The 19575-nt window shown below is 62.3% G+C and carries 22 protein-coding genes; 13 read left to right on the top strand and 9 right to left on the bottom strand.

All coding sequences use genetic code 11. The annotated features are described in order from the left end of the window. Positions 1-5: 5 nt before the first annotated feature. The 4 genes from DXK93_RS18760 to DXK93_RS18770 are packed head-to-tail and all read left to right on the top strand — an operon-like array spanning position 6 to position 3130. Positions 6-1217: a baseplate J/gp47 family protein gene (locus DXK93_RS18760; protein ID WP_119450826.1), complete on the top strand. Its 1212-nt coding sequence runs from the start codon at positions 6-8 to the stop codon at positions 1215-1217. Next, positions 1214-1888 (top strand): DUF2612 domain-containing protein, encoded by a 675-nt coding sequence (locus DXK93_RS18765; protein ID WP_119450827.1) that lies wholly within the window; start codon positions 1214-1216, stop codon positions 1886-1888. Before DXK93_RS18760 ends, DXK93_RS18765 begins: the two co-directional genes overlap by 4 nt. Continuing rightward, the gene (locus DXK93_RS31860; protein ID WP_147400254.1) at positions 1878-2663 is read left to right on the top strand and encodes a hypothetical protein; all 786 of its coding nucleotides are present in this window, start codon (positions 1878-1880) and stop codon (positions 2661-2663) included. Before DXK93_RS18765 ends, DXK93_RS31860 begins: the two co-directional genes overlap by 11 nt. 2 nt (positions 2664-2665) lie before the next feature. Further along, positions 2666-3130: a hypothetical protein gene (locus DXK93_RS18770; RefSeq protein WP_147400255.1), complete on the top strand. Its 465-nt coding sequence runs from the start codon at positions 2666-2668 to the stop codon at positions 3128-3130. Position 3131: 1 nt separating this feature from the next. Here the strand turns inward: DXK93_RS18770 and DXK93_RS18775 are convergent, their stop codons facing one another. Further along, positions 3132-4262, bottom strand: a complete 1131-nt coding sequence (locus tag DXK93_RS18775) for an acyltransferase (protein WP_119450829.1) — start codon at positions 4260-4262, stop codon at positions 3132-3134. A gap of 201 nt (positions 4263-4463) precedes the next feature. On the opposite strand from DXK93_RS18775, the gene DXK93_RS18780 reads away from it, so the two are divergent. The 4 genes from DXK93_RS18780 (at position 4464) to DXK93_RS31865 (ending at position 6647) form a co-directional block, all read left to right on the top strand. Continuing rightward, positions 4464-5372, top strand: coding sequence for a class I SAM-dependent methyltransferase (locus tag DXK93_RS18780; RefSeq protein WP_119450830.1), 909 nt, complete (start codon positions 4464-4466; stop codon positions 5370-5372). Positions 5373-5461: 89 nt separating this feature from the next. Then, on the top strand, positions 5462-5647 hold the full coding sequence (locus DXK93_RS18785) for a type II holin (protein ID WP_158598565.1): 186 nt from the start codon (positions 5462-5464) through the stop codon (positions 5645-5647). After that, positions 5644-6186 (top strand): lysozyme, encoded by a 543-nt coding sequence (locus DXK93_RS18790; protein ID WP_233564571.1) that lies wholly within the window; start codon positions 5644-5646, stop codon positions 6184-6186. Before DXK93_RS18785 ends, DXK93_RS18790 begins: the two co-directional genes overlap by 4 nt. Then, positions 6165-6647 (top strand): hypothetical protein, encoded by a 483-nt coding sequence (locus DXK93_RS31865; protein WP_147400256.1) that lies wholly within the window; start codon positions 6165-6167, stop codon positions 6645-6647. Before DXK93_RS18790 ends, DXK93_RS31865 begins: the two co-directional genes overlap by 22 nt. A 498-nt stretch (positions 6648-7145) precedes the next feature. On the opposite strand, the gene DXK93_RS32625 is transcribed toward DXK93_RS31865, so the two are convergent. The 6 genes from DXK93_RS32625 to DXK93_RS18825 all read right to left on the bottom strand — a co-directional run bounded on the left by DXK93_RS32625 (position 7146) and on the right by DXK93_RS18825 (position 11929). Continuing rightward, the gene (locus DXK93_RS32625) at positions 7146-7496 is read right to left on the bottom strand and encodes a CrpP-related protein (protein ID WP_370127079.1); all 351 of its coding nucleotides are present in this window, start codon (positions 7494-7496) and stop codon (positions 7146-7148) included. Then, complete coding sequence (locus DXK93_RS18810) at positions 7493-7786, bottom strand: hypothetical protein (RefSeq protein ID WP_119450877.1); 294 nt, start codon at positions 7784-7786, stop codon at positions 7493-7495. Before DXK93_RS18810 ends, DXK93_RS32625 begins: the two co-directional genes overlap by 4 nt. Positions 7787-7839: 53 nt before the next feature. Then, a complete protein-coding gene (locus DXK93_RS18815) occupies positions 7840-8520 on the bottom strand; it encodes an SOS response-associated peptidase (RefSeq protein WP_119450878.1) in 681 nt (226 codons plus the stop codon). An 85-nt stretch (positions 8521-8605) separates the two neighbouring features. Next, positions 8606-8926, bottom strand: coding sequence for a hypothetical protein (locus DXK93_RS31870; RefSeq protein ID WP_147400257.1), 321 nt, complete (start codon positions 8924-8926; stop codon positions 8606-8608). A gap of 475 nt (positions 8927-9401) precedes the next feature. Continuing rightward, positions 9402-10430 (bottom strand): tyrosine-type recombinase/integrase, encoded by a 1029-nt coding sequence (locus DXK93_RS18820; protein ID WP_119450835.1) that lies wholly within the window; start codon positions 10428-10430, stop codon positions 9402-9404. A gap of 575 nt (positions 10431-11005) precedes the next feature. Beyond that, complete coding sequence (locus DXK93_RS18825; RefSeq protein ID WP_119450836.1) at positions 11006-11929, bottom strand: carbon-nitrogen hydrolase family protein; 924 nt, start codon at positions 11927-11929, stop codon at positions 11006-11008. An 82-nt stretch (positions 11930-12011) separates the two neighbouring features. Here DXK93_RS18825 and DXK93_RS18830 point away from each other — a divergent pair, with 82 nt between their 5' ends. From DXK93_RS18830 to DXK93_RS18850, 5 genes are all read left to right on the top strand, one after another. After that, the gene (locus DXK93_RS18830) at positions 12012-12956 is read left to right on the top strand and encodes a LysR substrate-binding domain-containing protein (protein ID WP_054450190.1); all 945 of its coding nucleotides are present in this window, start codon (positions 12012-12014) and stop codon (positions 12954-12956) included. Between the two features lie 71 nt (positions 12957-13027). After that, a complete protein-coding gene (locus DXK93_RS18835; RefSeq protein ID WP_054450193.1) occupies positions 13028-13948 on the top strand; it encodes a LysR family transcriptional regulator in 921 nt (306 codons plus the stop codon). A gap of 169 nt (positions 13949-14117) precedes the next feature. Further along, on the top strand, positions 14118-15326 hold the full coding sequence (locus DXK93_RS18840) for a CaiB/BaiF CoA-transferase family protein (RefSeq protein WP_082400642.1): 1209 nt from the start codon (positions 14118-14120) through the stop codon (positions 15324-15326). Between the two features lie 70 nt (positions 15327-15396). Next, on the top strand, positions 15397-16356 hold the full coding sequence (locus DXK93_RS18845; RefSeq protein ID WP_119450837.1) for a tripartite tricarboxylate transporter substrate binding protein: 960 nt from the start codon (positions 15397-15399) through the stop codon (positions 16354-16356). Between the two features lie 22 nt (positions 16357-16378). Beyond that, on the top strand, positions 16379-17305 hold the full coding sequence (locus DXK93_RS18850; protein WP_119450838.1) for a hydroxymethylglutaryl-CoA lyase: 927 nt from the start codon (positions 16379-16381) through the stop codon (positions 17303-17305). A gap of 14 nt (positions 17306-17319) precedes the next feature. On the opposite strand, the gene DXK93_RS18855 is transcribed toward DXK93_RS18850, so the two are convergent. Continuing rightward, positions 17320-17757 (bottom strand): universal stress protein, encoded by a 438-nt coding sequence (locus tag DXK93_RS18855; RefSeq protein WP_054450200.1) that lies wholly within the window; start codon positions 17755-17757, stop codon positions 17320-17322. Between the two features lie 93 nt (positions 17758-17850). Then, positions 17851-19407: an AMP-binding protein gene (locus DXK93_RS18860; protein WP_119450839.1), complete on the bottom strand. Its 1557-nt coding sequence runs from the start codon at positions 19405-19407 to the stop codon at positions 17851-17853. Positions 19408-19575: the final 168 nt, after the last annotated feature.

A 19575-nucleotide genomic window follows, 5' to 3' on the forward strand; every position in this document is an offset into this window, starting at 1 on the left:
AAACCATGGCTACAAGCTCCCAAGTGCCGCGCGTGCAGTTCACGCCGGAAGGGCTGGTGCTGCCCGAAGAGTCGGCCATCCTGGCAGGCGTTCAGACCGACATGGATTCCGCCTTCGGAGGCGGCCTGAATCCTGCGCTGGAGACGCCCCAGGGGCAACTCGCGTCAAGCACCACAGCGATCATTGGTGATAAAAACAACGAGTTCGCCCGCTACGTGAACCAGGTGGACCCGGCGTTCGCCGAAGGCCGCATGCAAGACGCGATCGGGCGGATCTATTTTCTGGACCGCAAGCCTGGCACGCCGACCGTGGTCATCGCGACGTGCACGGGGCTGTCCGGCGTGGTCATCCCGGTTGGCGCCCGCGCCGAGGCGGTCGATGGCAGCTTGTATCTCTGCACGCAGGCCGGCACGATCCCGCCGGGCGGTAGCATTGATCTGCCGTTCGCTTGCTCGGTCGACGGCCCAGTGGACTGTGCGCCGGGTGCCCTGAACCAGATCTATCAGGCTATTCCGGGCTGGGATTCGGTCCTGAATGCGGACGCTGGCACGGTGGGCAGTTACGTGGAGTCACGCGCTGAGTTTGAGTCCCGCCGGCGCCAGTCGGTGGCGCTGAATGCTCGCGGTTCACTGCCATCTATTTATGCGGACGTGGCAAACGTTGCGGACGTGATCGACGTCTATGTGACGGAGAACAACCTTTCCGTGCCGCAGACCATCGGCGGCGTGTCGCTGGTGCCGCATTCCATCTGGGTCGCAGTGGTAGGCGGCGAGGCTGCCGACATTGCTGAGGCCATCTGGCGCAAGAAGAGCAACGGGGCGAACTACAACGGCAACACGTCTTACACCGTAGAAGACCGGGACGGGTATTCCTATCCCTATCCCTCTTACGTTGTGACCTGGGAGACACCTGCAGCGCTGCCAGTGAAGTTTGCCGTTCAACTGGCCAATAACCCGTCGCTGCCGTCGAACATTGTCGACCTTACCAAGCAGGCCATTATCGATGCCTTTAATGGCGTTGACGGTGGGCAGCGTGCGCGTATTGGATCGATCATCTACGCGAGTAGATTCTATGCCCCCATCTCGCTATTGAGCTCTTCGGTGTCAATCCTCTCGCTGCTGCTCGGGGACACGTCCCCGTCGGCGCCCAGCTTGACGGTGCCGATCAACCGCCGGCCGACTATCACGGCCGGCGATATCTCGGTGACCCTGATATGACTGTCGTTCCAAAGCCCGGCTTGGTGGCCCGGACCCTCATCAGCCAATACGCCAACAGCCCCACGCTCGTCCAGCTGATCAACAACATGGACGAGTACATCAACCCAGATGCAGATTTTGATGCGTTCTACGACTTCGTGTGGAACGTCGAGACGGCGCAGGGTTTTGGGCTGGATATCTGGGGCAGGATCGTCGACATCGGTCGAATGCTCACGGTGCCGGGGGATGTGACCTACTTGGGATATGACGAGGCGCTTGATTGGCAGCCATTTAATCAGGCGCCATTCTTCACTGGGGAGCAGGCGACGCAGACTTATCGGCTGGCCGACGATGCCTACCGAAAGCTCATATTGGTTAAAGCGCTCGCCAACATTTCCGACTGTACGTCGCCGAGCCTGAATCGTCTGTTGTCCAACTTATTCGCCGGCCGCGGCCGCTGCTACGTGTCGGACACTGGCGATATGGAGTTTCGCTACGTATTCGAGTTCGCACTGGAACCGTACGAAATTGCGATCCTGACTCAATCTGGCGCAATTCCAAAGCCCGCCGCCGTCTTGGCAAACGTGCTGCAAGTCGACTTGCAAACCACCTTCGGATTCAACGAGGCGCTAATGCAGCCCTTCGGATCCGGCGTATTCTTCACATCCTCGGGGCTCATCCATGCAGGCTAGCAATTCACCCACCAAATCCGCGGTCCCGTTCGCACAAAGCGGAACCAAGAACACAATTCCGGTGGCATCACAGATCGGAGTCACGCCTGGCGCTGCATCGTTTACTGATGGCTTTCCGCCGTTGACGATGACACCATTGGCTGCGGGTGGCGTGCCGCCCTATGGTGCCGACTTCAATGGCATCCTCAATTTCCTGAGCGCGGCTGTACGGTGGGGGCAGGCGGGCGGCAGGTACCCGTTTGATGTTGATTTCTCGACGGCCGTCGGAGGCTATCCAAAGGGCGCGGTTCTGGCCGCAGCGGGCGGCAACGGCAGCTGGTTGAATTTAGTCGACAACAACACCACGAATCCAGACGCTGGCGGCACCAACTGGGCGGCATTGGGTGCTGGCATCGCAAGCACTCTGCAGGCTCAAGAGATGACCGACGACAACGTGTTGCTGACGCCTAAGAAACTGGCAGACGCGTTTGGTGGAGCCAATCAGTCTCTAGCAACCGTTGGGCATCAGAAACTGCCAGGCGGCCTGATCTTGCAGTGGGCAACAGTCTTGAGCAACTCGGCTGGTTTCGCGCCCTGGACATATCCGATCGCGTTTCCAAATGACTGCTACTCGGTGGTATCGACAGCAGGCCAGCAATCTGGCGCAGACAACATGACGGTTTCATTAATTGGCACACCGTCCACCGTAAGCACGAATTCAGCGGTCTTCGTCAATGGCACGCAATCCTCGCTGGCAGGGCAGGTTAGCGTTCGTTACCTGGCATGGGGGAGATAGAGATGTTCTATTCAAAATCTACGGGTGGCTTTTATGATCTCGAGATAAACGGCAAGGGCATGCCGGCTGACGTCGTTGAAATCTCGACCGCGGCATATCAAAGTCTGATGGCGGGCCAGTGTTCAGGTCTGCAGATTGTTGCTGGCGCGGATGGTCAACCAACCTTGCAAGAAGTTGTGCCGACCATTGAACAAGTGCGGGTACAGAAGGTGGGATTGGTCCAAGCTTTTATGGATCGCAAGGCGCGCGACTTGAATTACGACAGCATCGCTACGGCGGTCACCTATGCGGACGAGCCAAGCGTGCCAAAGTTCCAAAAAGAAGGGCAGGCCTTGCGCGAATGGCGAAGCCTTGTTTGGCATAAGTGCTATCAAATCCTCGATGAGGTCAGCGCCGGGACGAGAGATGTTCCGTCGGACGCTGGCCTTATTGCGGAACTTCCGCACTTAAACTTTCCCGCAGCATAGGCTAAGTGGTTGCGCTTTGAGCGGACGGCCTTGCGGCATCTGACCTATAGGACCGTATCAGCCGCCGCGCCGGAGTTTCTATAAACCGGAAAACCAGACACGAAAGCGCGATCAATATGACTAGGTACGAGTAAAACATTGCCGTACGCGAAAGCTCGAAGGGCAAAACTACTGCGTTGTAGTACCAAATCATCAACGGGTAATGCAGGATGTAGAGTGCATAGCTGGCCTCCCCCAGGAAAACTGGAACCTTGTGCGACATCGCCTTTTGAACCACTCCATCGCCTTGCGCTAGAGACAGTATCAAGATGGAGAACGGGATGGCGACTAAGGGAATGGCGTTGTGAATCCATACGACCGGCAAGACGATTGAGGCCACCGCAACTATCGACGCGAGTCTGCCGGGCATTCTGGGGATCATCTTCCATTTTGTGCACGCGCCCAGCACCGCTCCAATCAAGAAGAACGGCAAGTTCCTTATCGGGGAGTACGGCCCCGTCAGGTCAGGCCAGGGAAGGGGTAGCTTCTCAAGCGTGTGCCACGGCAGGGGAATGATTCGATCGTGCAGCAGCATGGCAATTGCGGCGACTACTGCGGCCACCACTACACGTCGCCGGGTCAGCCACGGCAACACCCACGGGAAACAGGCGTAGAAAAACACTTCGACAGACAGAGACCAGCCAGGCACATTCATGGTCAACGCATGCTTCTCCGACCAGGCCTGAAGCATGAAGACATTGAGCGCCACCGTCGTGCCCTCGTAGTTCCCGAGGCTATACATAACGACGAGAGAAAGCAGGTAAACGGGATATATGCGGGCAAATCGTGCAAGCCAGAATTTCCCCTTGTTGACCATTCCGGACTCATTGGCGTACACCCGCGTCATGATGAAGCCGGACAGCAAGAAGAAGTACGCGACAGCTAACTGCCCTCTGCTAACGAAGGCTTCGATAATTTTATTGTCGAACGGCGGGACGCCCGCGCTGAAGTGAAAAGCGACGACCAGCAACGCGGCGAAGAAGCGTGTGAAGGTGAGTGCATTGAGGCCTTCAACGGCCAAGTTACTGGTATGTTTTTCGACCGCCATGGAGAAGCCCTTTTTTAGGTGGCGGAATATTACCACTTGTGACATGCCCGCTTCGACACGCCTCTTAGGTCTGTAGAAGCAGCGATGAGAGATTTGACAAGTCGATTGCCTTGTAGGCTAGGGCGGTATGGTGGCGGGTTGGCGGTGGAGCACTCACTATGAACAACTGCCGGAAGGGACACATGGACGTATGTCCCCTGTAACCAATTGCGTGTATAAAGGGTGCTTTTCCGGGGGGAGGCAGGGATGGAAGAGAATGCGCTGAAGCGTTTCATATCTGACGCTCAGGAACTGTTGTGGAAGTCGGGGGAAACCCGTAAGGCGCTTGAAGACGCCGGGGTGTCAGTGGTGCCTTCGAATTTCTATTCGTCCACTCCATCGCTGGAAGATCTTGATCAGACCTTTGAGCAACATGGCGCGCCGTACTTGGCAGGATTTGACGCGCGAGTGTTGCATCGGGAGCTTCAAGAATTAACGCCCTACGCTGAAGGGTTTGATGTGCCGGTCAAGGGCCACGAGAATAGCGGGGAGTTTTTTTGGGAGAACGGCCAGTTTTCCTACAGCGATGCGGTGTCCTACTACTCGTACATCAGAAAGCAACGGCCGGGGAAAGTTGTAGAGATCGGCAGTGGCTTTTCCTCTCTGGTAGCTTTGAAGGCGCTTCAGGAGAATGGATCTGGAAGCCTGCTCTGTATCGAGCCGTACCCAAGGGAGTTCTTGGTGGATTTGGCGTCCAAGGGTGCTCTTGACTTGAAGAGGGTGAAGGCACAAAGCGTCTTGGAGCTTAACAGCGTGCTTCAGGACGGCGACATTCTATTCATTGATTCCACTCACACCGTAAAGATTGGCAGCGACTGTCTGCATATCTATTTGCGGCTTCTTCCTACCATACGCCGCAAGATTCTTGTGCATGTCCATGACATATTTTTGCCGTTCGGGATGCCCGTGGAATGGGCTAAGAAGTTGCATGTGTACTGGACAGAGCAATATTTGCTCCAGGCTTTTCTTCTGGACAACCCCAAGGTCAAGATCAAGTTTGGTAGCTACTTCCACGAGCGCTTCAACTTCAATGATCTTGATGCCTTCATGGCTGGTCGATACCAGTGTGGCGGAAGTAGTTTTTGGTTTGAGTACGACGGCACTTTAGGCAACTAGCCAAGTGAAATCCTGAACCCTGCTGAGGCAGGGTTTTTTTTCGTCCATACGGGAGGCAATCCATGCGAACCCGATCCAGGAGCATGCACATGCATGAAGACCAAGCTGCAATGGTCAAGATGGGTATCGGCGCCGGTGGCGCCGTTTTTTATGGCCTGACGCTGAATGAGTGGGTGGCGGTGGCCACCCTGTTGTATCTCGCGATGCAAATAGGGCTTCTGGTGCCCAAGTACTGGCGGTTGGTTGTGGGGTGGTGGAAGGGGGGCAGCGTATGAGCGCCATGGGGAAGCGTGTTGCGGGAGGGGCGGCGGCTCTTGTCGCCTCAGGTGCGCTGACGCTTTTCAGCGCAGACATACAGCAGTTCCTTGGGCGGTGGGAAGGCGAGGGGCAGAACGTCGTCTACGCGGACAAGCTGGCCAAGGGACTGCCTACCGTCTGCAAGGGGATAACCAAGTACACAAGCCCCTATCCGGTGGTGGTGGGGGACTACTGGTCACAAGAGCGCTGCATCGAGGTCGAGCGGATGGTGGTGAGCAAGGGACAGCTAGAACTGGCGGATTGCGTTGACGTGGCTATCAGCCAGCCGATATTCGAGGCACTCACCAGCCACTCCCACAATTTCGGGGTAGCCAGTACCTGCGCTAGTCGGGCCGTCGGCCTGATCAATTCAGGGCGTGTATCCGAGGGGTGCAATGCGCTAGCCCATGGACCTGACGGTAAACCGGCCTGGTCGTATTCAGATGGCAAGTTCGTGCGGGGTCTGTACAACCGCCGTCTTGCGGAGCGTGAGCTATGTCTATCGGGACTGCGCTAATCGGCTGGAAGGGCTACGCCGCGGCGCTGGCGGCGGGCGCGCTGCTGGTGGCGGGTGTGGTGCTGGAGCGGCAATGGTATGGCGCACGTCAGTATCAGGCCGGAGCTGACGCTAAGCAGGCCGAAATCGAGAAACGCCAAGCGGCCATAGCGCGCGCCTGGCAGGAGGAAAGGGACCGTGCTGATGCCCAATACCGCGGCGCCGTCTTGGCGCGAGAAGCTGCTGAAAAAACTGTTGCCGCTCAGCGTGGCCGGATTGACGGGCTGCTGCGCCAGCTTGCCCGGCGGCGTGCCGAAGCTGCCGGAACCGGCGGCGGACCTGATGCAGCCGGCCCCGACTGGATCGGAATTATTGGATCGTGTGTCGGGCGATATGAGCAGCTGGGAAAAGATGCTGCTCGATGGGCCGACCAGGTGAACGGCCTGCAAGATTATGTAAGGGCCATCCGAGCGACCGACTAGAATTCACCCATGCAATGGAGACATGACAATGGCTAGGGAAAGGCTTGAGAGGACGAAGGACGTTGCGCAGATAATTTCGCTGATCTGTGTGCCCATACTGGTAGCATTTTTCGGCTGGCAATTCCAAGCAGCGGAGAAGGATAAGGAGGTTAGGCGCGATTATGTTCAGCTCGCCATATCTGCCCTCACTTCTGAGCGGTCCAGTAGCGAAACCCGGGAGTGGGCCGCAGCGGTATTGTCCGAGTTTTCCCCAGTGCCCCTGGGCCCTCGCCAAGCCTCTGCGTTGAAAAAAGGGGAGGCGGCTAGCTGGGCAGGTGGACGCCCGGCGCTGCCCGCCAATCTCTTTGCGCCGTGCCAGCCGATCCCGCGCGTTGATTCGCCGTCCTGGGACGACTTGGCGCAGGCTCATGCCGCGCTGGCGTTCCAGTATGCCGAATGTGCCGCTCGGCACCAAGCCGTGGTGGACGCCTGGGGCAAGCCGTAGGCTATCAGGCGCCCTCAGTCGTCGAGCAGTTGGAGTGTTCGGCGTCTAAGGTCCGCCAGCCGTGCCTCGGTCTCCTCCTTCCAGCCCGCTTCCCACGCTGACAACTTGGCCTTCCATTTGCCTGGTGCTTCGCCTGTGTGGCCGGGCATATTAGCGGCCACCAAGAACGGACAAGCGGAAAGTGGTACACCGTGCCTTGCAGCTTCTCGACCAGCTCGGTGAAGTAGGTCCTCCATTTCGCACCTCCTTGTAGGCTTGTATCCTAAGGCTGACGATGGACTCTGTTTGCATGAGTGTCGAGCTTTGTTACCCAAGGAAATTAGTGCTTGATGCAATAGGAAGGGGCCAAGTGCTTGCACCGTCATCGCGGCGCCATCCCCTTGCGCAGCTTGCGCGGTGATTCCAGCACCTCGGCCGTCATCTGGTCGCGCTCCAATACACAGGGCTCCTTTGCCAGGCCCGCCAGCAGGTCGTCGTAAATGTCGCCCGTCAGGCCGGCGGGCCGCTTCAGTTCAAAGGACACCTGATGCATGCGCAGCAGGGCCGCGCGCAGGCGCTTCACCTCCCATAGCAGGGAGAGCACATCAGGGTTCCAGGGCTGACGCTCCCGGATGGCCCGGAGGTCGGCGAAGGTGAGCGGGTCTTTGAACGGCATGGCGGAAAACACTGGTCAGATATCCAGTATATTCCGTCCGCAATCGGGGTCAGCTATCGGGCTTTCCCGTCCCCCATGGGCGTGGCTGCCAGGCGTTCGGCCGGGTAGGGCACCAGGAAATCGCGGGTGTCGGCCACGGGCGCGGTGAGCCAGTCCTGGTAGGCGCCTTCCGGCAGGATCACCACCATGCGCTTTTCCTTACCGGCCTGGTGATAGTTCTGGAAGAGCGGGTCCTGGTCGGCGTTGATGGTGAGCATGGTGTAGCTCTCCTGCCACTGGCCGGCGGCGTCTCGGTAGCGATCCCACAGACCGGCGATGCCCAGCGGCGCGCCGTCCGCTCGGGTGAACCGGGTAGCCACCGCAGCGCCCGACCGCCAGTCGGGCTCGAAGATCGCGTCGGCCGGGATGATGCAGTGCTGTGCTCGGCGCCAGGCGTTGCCGAACGTGAACGACTTGGCCGCCGTCTCGCCGCGGGCGTTGAATGTGGACAGCTTGCCGGCCTTGTCCAGGCCGTCCGCCTTGGTCATGGCGCTGATCAGTCCCCAGCGGCCCACCATCGCCTCCAGCTCCGGCACGGCCTCGTCGCCCGCGTCATGCTCGGGAGGGCGCCGCACGAACAGCCCCTGATACTTCGGCCACATGTCGTACTTGCCCATGGCCTTCGGCTTCTCGGGCACGCCGAATTTCTTCAGCAGGTACTCGGCATCCTTCAGGGTCTGATAGTGGCTGCACATGGTGCCCTCCATGGTCAGGGGCGGACTGCTATCCGTGCAAACACGGTGGAGGACAGTTAGCTGATTTTCTTGCCTGCCCTGGAGACTAGCTCTCGTCCTCTTTGTTCACCCAAGTGGAATGAAACCACTTAAAAGTTTCCTTTTTGCCGAAACCTGCCCAGCTCGGAGCTGTCTCGCCATCAATTTGGATTACGAGCACCTGCGGAACTGCGTTCTCCGTCACTTTACGGACCTCGTCCCGAATCTCAGCTGCTGAAGAATCCCGCCCCGAGCGGTCTGTCAAAATCCATGCGTTGCCGATCCAATGCCAAAAACCAAACTTCTTCTTCAGAGCTTGGGTAATCAAGTCACGCTTTTCTTTTGTTGTGCTTTCATCTACCACAACCACAAAACGGCGCACGCTCATTCGCTTCCCTCAATCGTCAGCGCACCTTTTCGCCGATTATCGACTAGTTGATCGCTAGGGTCGTGCAGGCCCGAAACGCTATCGCCGACCAACCCGCGTTCGATCATAATTTTTGATAATGAATATCGTTCTGAGCGCAAGGCGTCGGGCTGTTTTACTAGGAGGTAAAAATATGCGCACATGAAAGCGATAATTGTCAGCCCCGTCACTCCAGCGAGCACTCGCCAAAGCCAAGGCTCACTCGGCACCCAGTAGGCCGCGCTAACGGTGCCCGTTATAAGCAATCCAATGAGCCATTGAAGGGAAGTAAGCGCCGTCGACTTCGACCCATGGCCATGGGTTTGCGCTTGCTGAAGGAAAGTCTGGAATAAAAATGCCATGCGACGTTGTGGGCAAGTGGCTGATGGCCGAATTTACTATATCTCACTAATACTAGGGGTGGCCCGGCGGTCAATTCCGGTTTGCCCGTAGGACGCTAGAGTCTTGCAGCGATATCCTGGGGAGACTCTCGATAGTACACAGCCTGGAGCAGGCGTAAGTCTTTGTGCCCACTGATCTTAGCAAGGGTCATCACGTCCACCTTCCGCGAAAGGCGCGTAAGCGCCTCGGCGCGTGAGTCGTGAAAATGTAGGTCTTCAATCAGAAGACGATCCCTTGACTTCCGAAATAGCGTGTCTAAGGAAGCCGCAGTGATAGAAAAGCAGGTGTCGCGCTGTGCCACCGGCCGGAGTAGGCGGGCGGCATGACGCGTAAGCGGAACCTGACGGGGGCGTCCTGTGAGGTACTGCATTTTGTGTTTCACTTCGGCAACCCTCCGACCAAGATCTAGCGTGGATTTTCCGAGGCTTAGTATCTCGCCGGCGCGCATGGCAGAGCGCAACCCTACCAAGAATGCCAAGGCGACTTCTTGGCTCTTAGTGATGGGCGCAACGCCGGTACGGTAGCCCAGGTCGCGGCAAAGGCGCTTCACCTCAGCGGGGGCCACGCGACGTGTGCGCGGGGGCGGCTCCGGAATGGATCTGAGACCATCGAAAGGATTGTGATCCATCCAATGCCATTCTTTGCGGGCAATGGAGAATGCATTCCGAAGCCAGTTGATGTCTCGCAGGACGGAAGCGGAAGAGACTGGGCGGTTCGGCTGGCCGTCCGGCCCGACGAAGCCGCTCAGGCGTGCATCGCGCCAGGCGGCAACCTCTGGAGTATTGAATTGGGAAAGGGGAAGGCTCGCCAGCGCTGGGAATTCGCGCAGGAATGCCGCGATGCGTAGGCTTTCGGGCCGCGCGCCAAGCTTGGTACTTGAAACCTCGCGCTCATAGCGCAGCAGCATGTCGCTGACGGTGTGCAGATCCGCGGGCGGGGCATTCTTGCGCTGCCTCAACTCAGTCTCGCGTGCGGATGCCCAGGCTTTTGCTTCTCTCTGAGTGCGCAGTACTTTGGAGTCTCGCACACCGGCAACATACAGTTGTACGCGCCAGCCGTCTTTGTGAGGCTTAATCGAAGCCATGTGGGGAAACCCATGGGGAGAAATTGGGGAACCCAGTGTACGAAGCTTGCCTTTTGATGGCAATTAAATACTGTTTATAAGAACAGTAATTTTTTCTATGTTTCTGTTTTTACGCTTCTTTCTAGTTATCGGAAGTGTGCGTAAAAACGTGTTTGGCATGCGTAAAAAATGCGTGGTGCCCGAGACCGGAATCGAACCGGTACGGCCGCGAGGCCGAGGGATTTTCTTACCACTTCGGCTTTCGCCGCCAGCGCGGATGCGCTGTTCGTGGTCTGGAGCACGCCTTCACCATAGCCTTGCGGCCTTAGGTGCCCGCCGTCTGCTCTCTACACCTTCCCCGGCCGTGCGGCCAGGGCTTGGCTCGGCGTTGGCTCGGAACGGGTCCAGGGCATTCGCCGAGTTTGACGGGCTACACCTTTGGAGTTTCCCCCAAAGGGCTCAAATTAGTTCAAGTCCCTTGTGTCTACCAATTTCACCACTCGGGCGTTGCGCGGCCCGGAAGGGCCGGCAGCGGGCGAGACTATACCATCCCGGCGCCAGGTGCCCGGATTGCGGGCTCCCGTCAGCCGGGGCGTTCAGGAGACGAAGCGCACGGCGGGGCGCGGGCGTTCGTCCACGGTCAAGGAAAAGACGTCGGGGCGCGAGTAGTGGCCCACCACGTCGAAGTCGTAGCGGGCGCGCACCAGTTCCGCCGTGTCGACCTGGGCGGTCAGCAGGCCGGCCTTGCCGCGCAGCGGGCCCGCCAGCACGTCGCCCAGCGGGCCGACGATGACCGAGCCGCCGTTGATCAGAGGGCGGTTGGCGTCCCAGCCCGGCACGTCCTGGCCCAGTTCGGCGGGCGAGGGTTGCACCTGGCAGGCGCTGACCACGAAGCAGCGGCCTTCGTGGGCGATGTGGCGCATCGAGCACTGCCAGATGTCGCGTTCGTCCACGGTGGGCGCGCACCAGATTTCCACGCCCTTGGCGTACATGGCGGTGCGCAGCAACGGCATGTGGTTTTCCCAGCAGATGGCGCCGCCGATGCGGCCGGCTTCGGTGTCGACGACCGGCAGGGTCGAGCCGTCGCCTTGGCCCCAGATCAGGCGTTCGGTGCCGGTGGGCATGAGCTTGCGGTGCTTGGCGGCGAGGCCGGTAGCAGGTTCGAAGAACAGGGCGGTGCAATACAGCGTGTTGCCGCCGCGTTCGATCACGCCCACCACCAGGCTGGCCCCGGTGCGCTGCGACAGGGCGGCGAGCGCTTCGGTTTCGGGGCCGGGCACGTCGATGGCGTTGTCGTAATAGCGGGCATAGGCCTCGCGACCTTCGGGCAGGCGGTAGCCCAGGCGGGTGCCGAAGATCTCGCCCTTGGGATAGCCGCCCAGCAGCGCTTCGGGCATGACCACGAGCGAGGCGCCAGAGGCGACGATCTCGCCCTCGTAGGCGAGGATGTCTTCCAGGGTGCGGGCTTTGCCCTCGGGGGAGGAGCCGATCTGCAGGGCGGCGACGGTTTTCGTGGTCATGGCGGGGGTCTCGGAACGTGGCAATGGGCTTCAGTGTCCGGCCGGCCCTAAAATCAATCAATCCTGGTCAGAGATAAATGATATGAACCAGATTGATATCGAGTCAGCCGACCTGAACCTGCTCAAGATCTTCGAGGCCATCTATGACGAGGGCGGAGCGGGACGTGCCGCGCTGCGCCTGGGCGTGACGCAGTCCGCTGTCAGCGCGGCGCTGGGCCGCCTGCGCGCGCTTTACGGAGATCCCCTGTTCACGCGCACCGGCAGAGGGCTGACGCCCAGCCTGCGGGCGCGCGAACTGCGACCCGTCATTGGCGAAGCCCTGGACAAGTGCCGTCAGAGCCTGTCGCTGGCGCGGCCTGGCGCGGCGGGCTTTGCCGGCAGGTCGGTGACGCTGGGGCTATCGGACGATTTCGAGATCGCGCTGGGACGAGACGCGATCCACGCGCTGGCGCAGAGCGCGCCGGGGCTGCGCCTCATCTTCCGCCAGACCCACAGCCGGCTGGCGGCCGACATGCTGATGGCGCGCGAAGCGGACCTGGTGATCGCTTCGGGCGGACTGGCCTCGCAGGCCTTGCAGCGCGTGACGGTCGGGCAGGGCGGCTATGCCTGCCTGCTGGATCCCGCCAGCGTGGCGCCAGGCCAGACCACCTTGTCGCTGGAGGAATTCATCCGCCGCCAGCACATTCTGGTGTCGTCCGGCGGCTTCATCGGGGTGGTGGATGAAGTGCTGCACGGGCTGGGACTGACGCGCCGGGTGCAGGCCTCGACCACGCATTTTTCGGCGTTGGCGTTCCTGTTGCGGGGCAGCGATGCCCTGTCGACCTTGCCCGCGCACGCGGCGCGCGGCCTGGCTGCCGCTTCCGGCCTGCGCATGCTGCCCTGCCCGGTCGCGATGCCGGGCTATGCCATCGAAATGGGCTGGCGCGCCGACGCCTTGCGGGATGAGGCGGTGGCCGTGGTCAGGCGCGGTTTGCTGGGCTTGCTGACTGGCTACGCATGGGAGGGCGGTATGGGCGTGCGGGGTTAAAGGCGCAAGGCGCCCCGGACCGGGAAAACCCCGATCCCTGCGCAGGCGCGCAAGGCACGACACTTCCCGGCATGAAGCCCGTCCCGTCTCCCCCGCCGCATCCCCGCGATATCGATCCCGTCTCGCTCCGCCTGTTCCTCGCAGCGCTGGAGGAAGGCAGCCTGGCGCGCGCCGCCGCCCGCGAGAATATCGTTCCTTCCGCCGTCAGCAAACGCATGTCGGAGATGGAGGATGCCTTCGGCGTGCCGCTGCTGGAACGCGGGGTCAGGGGCGTGCAGCCCACGCCGGCAGGCAATGCGCTGGCCACGCACGTGCGCATGGTGCTGCAGAGCATGGACCGCATGCGCCGCGAGATGGCGGGCTTTGCGACCGGCGTGCGCGGCAGTATCCGGCTCGCGGTTAGCGTGGCGGCGCTGTCCGGCGAACTGCCGGCGCAGATCCAGTCCTTTCGCCGCGCCTATCCCCAGATCGATATTTCCCTGGAAGAGGGCACCACCCAGGAGGTGTTCCGCGCGGTGCTCGACGGCCAGGCCGACGTGGCGGTGGGTTCCGATTTTGGTCATGACGGTTTGCAGGTCTTTACCTGTGGCCGCTGCGATCTGGCGGCGGTCGTGCCCGGCCAGCATCTGCTGGCCGACCGCGACACGCTGGACTACGCGCAATTGCTGCCCTTCGAGCAGATCGAACTGAACCGCGACAACGGCATCAGCGCGGTGTTCGAGCAGGCGGCGCAGGATGCGGGCGTGGCGCGGCGGATCAGCGCGCGGGTCAGCTCGCATGAAACCATCTGCATGCTGGTGGCGCGCGGCATGGGCGTGGCCGTGGTGCCCATGTATCTCAAGGCGCGCCACGCCAACCTGGACATCCGCTTCATTCCGCTCTCCGGAGCCTGGTCCAGCACTTCCTTGTGCATCGCCGTGTTGGGGCTGGACGCCTTGCCGCCCGCCGCTCGCGTGCTGTTGGCGCATCTGGGCGTGGCGGAGGCCGCCTGAAACGACGGGGCTCAGGGCTTTCCCGGACGTTCCCAAACGAGAATGCCCCCGTGCTGAAAGAGCGCTACCCGCTGATCCGGCTTGCCGCCGATGATGGGGCATGGGGCGGCGGCATGCATCGATCTTGCCGTTGCCTGTTTTTCAGCGCATCAGGCCCGAGGATATGCAGATGGCAGCAACACCGGCTTCACCCTTCATGGACCACACCGAATTACCGCTGCGCGGCATCAAGGTGCTGGAGCTGTCCCACATGATCATGGGCCCGGCGGCCGGCCTGGCGCTGGCGGACCTGGGAGCCGAGGTCATCAAGGTGGAGCCGATCGAAGGCGACCGCACCCGGCGCCTGAAGGGCTCGGGCAGCGGCTACTTCCCGGTCTTCAATCGCAACAAGCAAAGCCTGGCGATCGACCTGAAGGCGCGCGAGGGGCAGGCCGTGGTGCGCCAGCTGGCCTTGCAGGCGGACATGGTGGTGGAGAATTTTCGCGACGGCAGCCTGGCCCAGTACGGGCTGGACTATGAGTCGCTGTCGGCCGAGAACCCTGGGCTGATCTACGTATCGCTCAAGGGCTTTCTGTCCGGCCCCTACAAGCAGCGCACCGCGCTGGACGAAGTGGTGCAGATGATGGGCGGGCTGGCCTACATCAACGGCGGCGCGGACACGCCCCAGCGCGTGGCGGCCTCTGTCAACGACATCCTGGGCGGCACCTTCGGCGTGGTGGGCGCGCTGGCGGCGCTGCACGACCGCCACGCCACGGGGCGCGGCAGGCATGTGCGCTCCGGCCTGTTCGAGAACAACCTGCTGCTGGTCGCGCAGTTCATCGCGCAATACCAGCTGACGGGCGCGGCGCCCAAGCCCATGGGCGCGGAGCGCCGGCCGCCCTGGGGCGTGTATGACGTGTTCGAGACCGCCGACGGCCGCGTGTTCGTCGCCGTGGTGGGCGATGCGCAATGGCGCAACTTCGCCCAGAAATTCCTGCCGCCCGAGTGGGCCGCCGATCCGCGCCTGGCCACCGCCGTCGACCGCGAGGCGGCGCGGCCCTGGCTGGTGCCGGGCGTGGGCGAGATCCTGAAGACCTGGAAGACCGACGAGCTGTGCGCGGCACTGGAAGCCGCCGGCCTGTCCTATGGCCCGATACGCCAGCCGCACGACCTGCTGGACGATGCGCACCTGAACGCCGGCGGCGCGCTGCTCAAGACCCGGCTGCCGGACGGCGGGGAGATATCCGCGGCGGCGCTGCCCATCGAGTTCGACGGCCTGAAGGCCGGCAAGCGTTCCGATCCGCCGCGGCAGGGCGGCGACACGCAGGCCATCCTGCAGGGCCTGGGCTGGGATGCCGCGCGCATCGAGGTCCTGCGCAGCGCAGGCGTTATTGCATGAACGGGCGATAGCGCCCGATATCGGTCGAGGCGGCGCAGACCGCCAAGACTTCCATCAAAGAGGAGACAAGATGATCCGCAAACTGTTCGCGGTGGCCGCGCTGGCCGCCGCCTGTGCCGCACACGCCCAGGACTATCCCAGCAAGCCCATCCGCATCATCATCCCGTCCACGCCGGGCGGAGGCACCGACTACATCGGCCGCCTGATGAGCACCAAGCTGCATGAACTCAACGGCTGGTCAGTGATACCCGAGAACAAGCCGGGCGCGGGCACGGCGCTGGGCCTGGCCGAAGCGGCGCGCTCGCCTGCCCAGGGTTACGACCTGGTGATCGGCCAGTCCGACAACGTCACCCTGATTCCGCTGCTGATGAAGGTGTCGTACGACCCGGTCAAGGACCTGGCGCCGGTGGCGCTGGTGGCCACCACGCCCATGGTGTTGCTGGTATCGGACAGCTCGCCCTACAAGACGCTGCCCGAAGTGATCGACGCCGCCAAGAAGGATCCGAACAAGATCTCCTATGGCACCTCGGGCACGGGTGGCGGCGTGCACATCGCCATCGAAATGCTGCAGCACGCGGCCGGCTTCAAGATGCAGCACGTACCGTACAAGGGCTCGGCCCCGGCGCTGGCGGACCTGATGGGCGGACACCTGCAGTTCGCGGGCTCTTCGATTTCGTCGGCGGCCACGTTGATCAAGTCCGGCAAGGTGCGCGCGCTGGCAGTCACTTCGCCCAAGCGCAATCCGGCGCTGCCGGAGGTGCCCACGGTCGCGGAGCTGGGCTACAAGGATTTCAGCGTGGTGACCTACTACGGCGTGCTGGCCCCGGCCAAGACGCCGTCCGCGGTCGTGTCGCGCCTGAATAGCGACTTCAACAAGCTGCTGGCGCGCAAGGACGTGCAGGAGGCGCTGGCCTCGCAAGGCCTGGAAACCGATCCGGTGTCCACCGAACAGTTTGCCGCGTTGATCAATTCGGACATCGCCAAGGCGCGCCAGACCATCGAAAGCGCGGGCATCGTGGTGCAGCAGTAGGCCGGCCGGGAAAGGACAGCACATGAACCAGGAAATCAGGCTTTGCGAAGTGGGTCCGCGCGACGGGCTGCAAATGGCCAAGGGCATGATGTCCGCGGCCGACAAGCTGCGCTGGATCCGGCAGCTGGCCGACGCCGGCCTGCGCGAGATCGAGGCGGGCAGCTTCGTGTCGCCGCGCTTGGTGCCGCAGATGGCCGATACGGGTACGGTCCTGCCCGACGTCCTGAAGATCGAGGGCTTGACGGTGGTTGCCCTGGTCTGCAACCTCAAGGGCGCCATTGCGGCCTACGAGGCTGGCGCGCACGCGCTGTCGTTTCCTGTCTCCGTTAGCGACACGCATAGCCGCGCCAACGTCGGCAAGGGCACCGACGCACAGGTGGAGGTGCTGGCCTCCATCGTCGATTGGGTGCGGGCGCAGCCGCGGCCCGTGCGCATCGATGCGGCGGTCGCCACCGCCTTCGGATGTTCGATGGAAGGCGTGGTGCCGGTGCGCCGTGTCGCGCAGGTGGCCGCCGCCGCCGCGTTGGCCGGCGCCGACGAGATCTCGCTGGCCGACACCGTGGGCTATGCCCATCCGGCGCTGGTGCGCGATGCGGTGCGCGCCGCGCAGGACGCCGTGGGCGCGCGCCTGGTCAAGCTGCACCTGCATGACACGATGGGGCTGGGCCTGGCCAATGCGCTGGCCGGGCTGGACGAAGGCATCCGCGCTTTCGATTCCTGCCTGGGAGGCCTGGGAGGCTGTCCCTTCGCGCCTGGCGCGTCGGGCAATATCGTCACCGAAGACCTGGTCTTCATGCTGGAAAGCATGGGCTACCGCACGGGCGTGGATCTGTCGCGGTTGCTGCAGGCGCGGCCCTTGCTGGCCCAGGCGCTGCCGCAGGAAAGCCTGCGCAGCGGCGTGGCCGCCGCTGGCATACCGAAGACCTACGGAGCGCGCGCCGCGGTCTAGTCCAAGCGCCGGTCTTAGCGGTAGACGATCACCGGCAGCGTCGAATGCGCCATCACCTTCTGCGTCTGGCTGCCCAGCAGCACGGCCGCCAGTCCGCCGTGGCCGCGCGAGGCCATAGCGATCAGGTCGCAGCCTTGCGTCATGGCGATATCGATGATGGTCTGCGCCGGGTTGTTGCTTTCGCGCATTTCGGTGGTGCAGGGCACGCCCGCGGCGCTGGCTTGCGCGGCCGCTTGCGACAGGTACGACTTGGCGAGTTCCTGGGCCTCGCGCTCATATTCCGTATGCACGCCCTCCAGGTGCACCGTTTCCATGGAGGTCGGGCGGTAGGCGCTGTACACCGTCAGCACCGTGACGCTTGCGCCCAGGGCGCTGGCCAGGCCCAGTCCTTGCGCCAGGCCGGCATAGGAACGCTCGGATCCGTCGATGGGGATGAGTATGTGCTTGTACATGACAACCTCCTGAGGGTGTGGAGGGCGGCGCGAGTCCGCGCGGCCCTAGGAGCGTGAACAGCATCTATCCCCATACTACGCCTAGTGGTGCCCTTAGCCCACCTTTCTCTCCTCATGCGCCCAGTGCGCGTCCCTCAGTTGCTTGCGCGCGAGCTTGCCGTTGGCGTTCTTCGGCAACTCCGCCACCAGTTCGATGCTGCGAGGCTTCTTGAAATCCGCCAGGTGCTTGCGGCAATGCTCGATCAGATCGGCCGGGGTGGTGGTGTCGCCAGGCTTGAGCACGAGCACAGCCTTGACGGACTCGCCCCACACCTTGTCGGGCACGCCGAAAACGCAGGCTTCGTACACGCCCGGATGCTGATACAGCGCCTGTTCGACTTCAGTAGGGTAGATATTGAATCCGCCCGAGATGATCATGTCCTTCTTGCGGTCCACGACATAGAGGAAACCTGCATCGTCCATCCGAGCCAGGTCGCCGGTATGCAGCCGGCCATCGCGCAGGGCTTGCGCGGACAGCTCGGGTTCGCGCCAATAGCCTGCGAAGATGTCGGGGCCGGTGGCGGTGATCTCGCCGACCTCGCCGGGCGCGACTTCACGGCCGTCTTCGTTCAGCAGACGAACCTCGCTTTCGCCGAATGGACGCCCGCAGGAGAGCAGCCGTTCCGGGTGGCCCGACATGGCTTCGGCATGGTCCAGGGCACTCAGCAGCACCAGGCCGCCGGTGGTTTCACCCGCGCCATAGCCCTGGCTGAGCTTGGGTCCCAGGGCTTCCCAGGCTTCGCGGATGCGGGCCGGCGCCATCGGCGCGCCGCCATAGGAAATCTGTCGCAGCGCGCTCAGGTCGTGCTGATGCAGCCGCGGATGCGCGATCAGCATGTTGACCATCGTGGGCACCATGAAGCTGAAGGCGGCGCGATGCCGGGCAGCGGAGGCCAGGAAGCTCTCGGGGTCGAACCGGTCATGCAGCAGGATCGTTCCGCCCTGGAACAGGAAGGGCTGCATGAACATGCCGCTGGCGTGGGTAATGGGGCCGGCGAGTGCCAGCACTTCGCCGGGATTGGCGCGCATGCGGCCCATCACGACCTTGCGCAGCGACGCCAGGCGGTTGCCTACCGTCTGCATGGCGGCCTTGAGCTTGCCCGTCGAGCCCGACGTAAAGTGCAGCACGGCCAGGTCGCCGGGTTGCATCGGCACGTCCGGGTTGCTGTCGGCGGCCGACTCCAGCAGGCGTTCGTATGAGCGCCAGCCTTCGATGTCGCTGGCGCCCATCACCAATCGATGCCGCACGTTCTCCAAGCCGTCCAGCAGGGATTGCGCTGCTTCCACATGGGCTGGGTCCACAATGAAGGCCGCCGCATCGGCATTGTTGACCGAATCCAGCACCTCCTGGTTCGACAGGCGCGCGTTCAGGGCCACTTTCACCAGTCCCGCCTTGTACAGCGCGCATTCGAGTTCGATGATCTCCGGGCAATTCCAGGCCAGAATGGCGACGCGGTCGCCTTTCTTCAGCCCCAGGCCCAGCAAGGCGTTGGCCAGGCGGTTGGAGCGGGTTTCCAGCTGTCCGAAGCTCAGCGTCCTGTCGCCGAAAATGACGGCGGGACGGTCGCGCCAATAGCGCGCATTGCGGGTGGTGTATCGGCCTTGGTTCATGGTGTGTCCGTGTCTGGGGTTGGCTTGCCGCTATCCTGCGGGGCGGCAAGGCGCCCGCGGATAACCAGGACGCGAATCCTCATGCCGCGCCGTTATCGTGCGGGTGCGATTCCCCTGCGTTATGGAAATCGTTGGATGCGGCATGACGTTCAGGCGGCCTGCGGGTTA

This window comes from Achromobacter sp. K91, assembly GCF_003576205.1.
Taxonomy (GTDB): domain Bacteria; phylum Pseudomonadota; class Gammaproteobacteria; order Burkholderiales; family Burkholderiaceae_B; genus Achromobacter; species Achromobacter aegrifaciens.

Excerpts from the sequence above, each read along its gene's own strand:
- DXK93_RS18790 (WP_233564571.1), top strand. The coding sequence starts at position 5,644 with ATGAGCGCCATGGGGAAGCGTGTTGCGGGAGGGGCGGCGGCTCTTGTC.
- DXK93_RS18765 (WP_119450827.1), top strand. The coding sequence starts at position 1,214 with ATGACTGTCGTTCCAAAGCCCGGCTTGGTGGCCCGGACCCTCATCAGC.
- DXK93_RS18830 (WP_054450190.1), top strand. The coding sequence starts at position 12,012 with ATGAACCAGATTGATATCGAGTCAGCCGACCTGAACCTGCTCAAGATC.
- DXK93_RS31860 (WP_147400254.1), top strand. The coding sequence starts at position 1,878 with ATGCAGGCTAGCAATTCACCCACCAAATCCGCGGTCCCGTTCGCACAA.
- DXK93_RS18770 (WP_147400255.1), top strand. The coding sequence starts at position 2,666 with ATGTTCTATTCAAAATCTACGGGTGGCTTTTATGATCTCGAGATAAAC.
- DXK93_RS18845 (WP_119450837.1), top strand. The coding sequence starts at position 15,397 with ATGATCCGCAAACTGTTCGCGGTGGCCGCGCTGGCCGCCGCCTGTGCC.
- DXK93_RS18775 (WP_119450829.1), bottom strand. The coding sequence starts at position 4,262 with ATGTCACAAGTGGTAATATTCCGCCACCTAAAAAAGGGCTTCTCCATG.
- DXK93_RS18855 (WP_054450200.1), bottom strand. The coding sequence starts at position 17,757 with ATGTACAAGCACATACTCATCCCCATCGACGGATCCGAGCGTTCCTAT.
- DXK93_RS18825 (WP_119450836.1), bottom strand. The coding sequence starts at position 11,929 with ATGACCACGAAAACCGTCGCCGCCCTGCAGATCGGCTCCTCCCCCGAG.
- DXK93_RS18820 (WP_119450835.1), bottom strand. The coding sequence starts at position 10,430 with ATGGCTTCGATTAAGCCTCACAAAGACGGCTGGCGCGTACAACTGTAT.
- DXK93_RS31870 (WP_147400257.1), bottom strand. The coding sequence starts at position 8,926 with ATGAGCGTGCGCCGTTTTGTGGTTGTGGTAGATGAAAGCACAACAAAA.
- DXK93_RS31865 (WP_147400256.1), top strand. The coding sequence starts at position 6,165 with ATGTCTATCGGGACTGCGCTAATCGGCTGGAAGGGCTACGCCGCGGCG.
- DXK93_RS32625 (WP_370127079.1), bottom strand. The coding sequence starts at position 7,496 with ATGACGGTGCAAGCACTTGGCCCCTTCCTATTGCATCAAGCACTAATT.
- DXK93_RS18810 (WP_119450877.1), bottom strand. The coding sequence starts at position 7,786 with ATGCCGTTCAAAGACCCGCTCACCTTCGCCGACCTCCGGGCCATCCGG.
- DXK93_RS18760 (WP_119450826.1), top strand. The coding sequence starts at position 6 with ATGGCTACAAGCTCCCAAGTGCCGCGCGTGCAGTTCACGCCGGAAGGG.
- DXK93_RS18780 (WP_119450830.1), top strand. The coding sequence starts at position 4,464 with ATGGAAGAGAATGCGCTGAAGCGTTTCATATCTGACGCTCAGGAACTG.
- DXK93_RS18815 (WP_119450878.1), bottom strand. The coding sequence starts at position 8,520 with ATGTGCAGCCACTATCAGACCCTGAAGGATGCCGAGTACCTGCTGAAG.
- DXK93_RS18835 (WP_054450193.1), top strand. The coding sequence starts at position 13,028 with ATGAAGCCCGTCCCGTCTCCCCCGCCGCATCCCCGCGATATCGATCCC.
- DXK93_RS18840 (WP_082400642.1), top strand. The coding sequence starts at position 14,118 with ATGGCAGCAACACCGGCTTCACCCTTCATGGACCACACCGAATTACCG.
- DXK93_RS18850 (WP_119450838.1), top strand. The coding sequence starts at position 16,379 with ATGAACCAGGAAATCAGGCTTTGCGAAGTGGGTCCGCGCGACGGGCTG.
- DXK93_RS18860 (WP_119450839.1), bottom strand. The coding sequence starts at position 19,407 with ATGAACCAAGGCCGATACACCACCCGCAATGCGCGCTATTGGCGCGAC.
- DXK93_RS18785 (WP_158598565.1), top strand. The coding sequence starts at position 5,462 with ATGCATGAAGACCAAGCTGCAATGGTCAAGATGGGTATCGGCGCCGGT.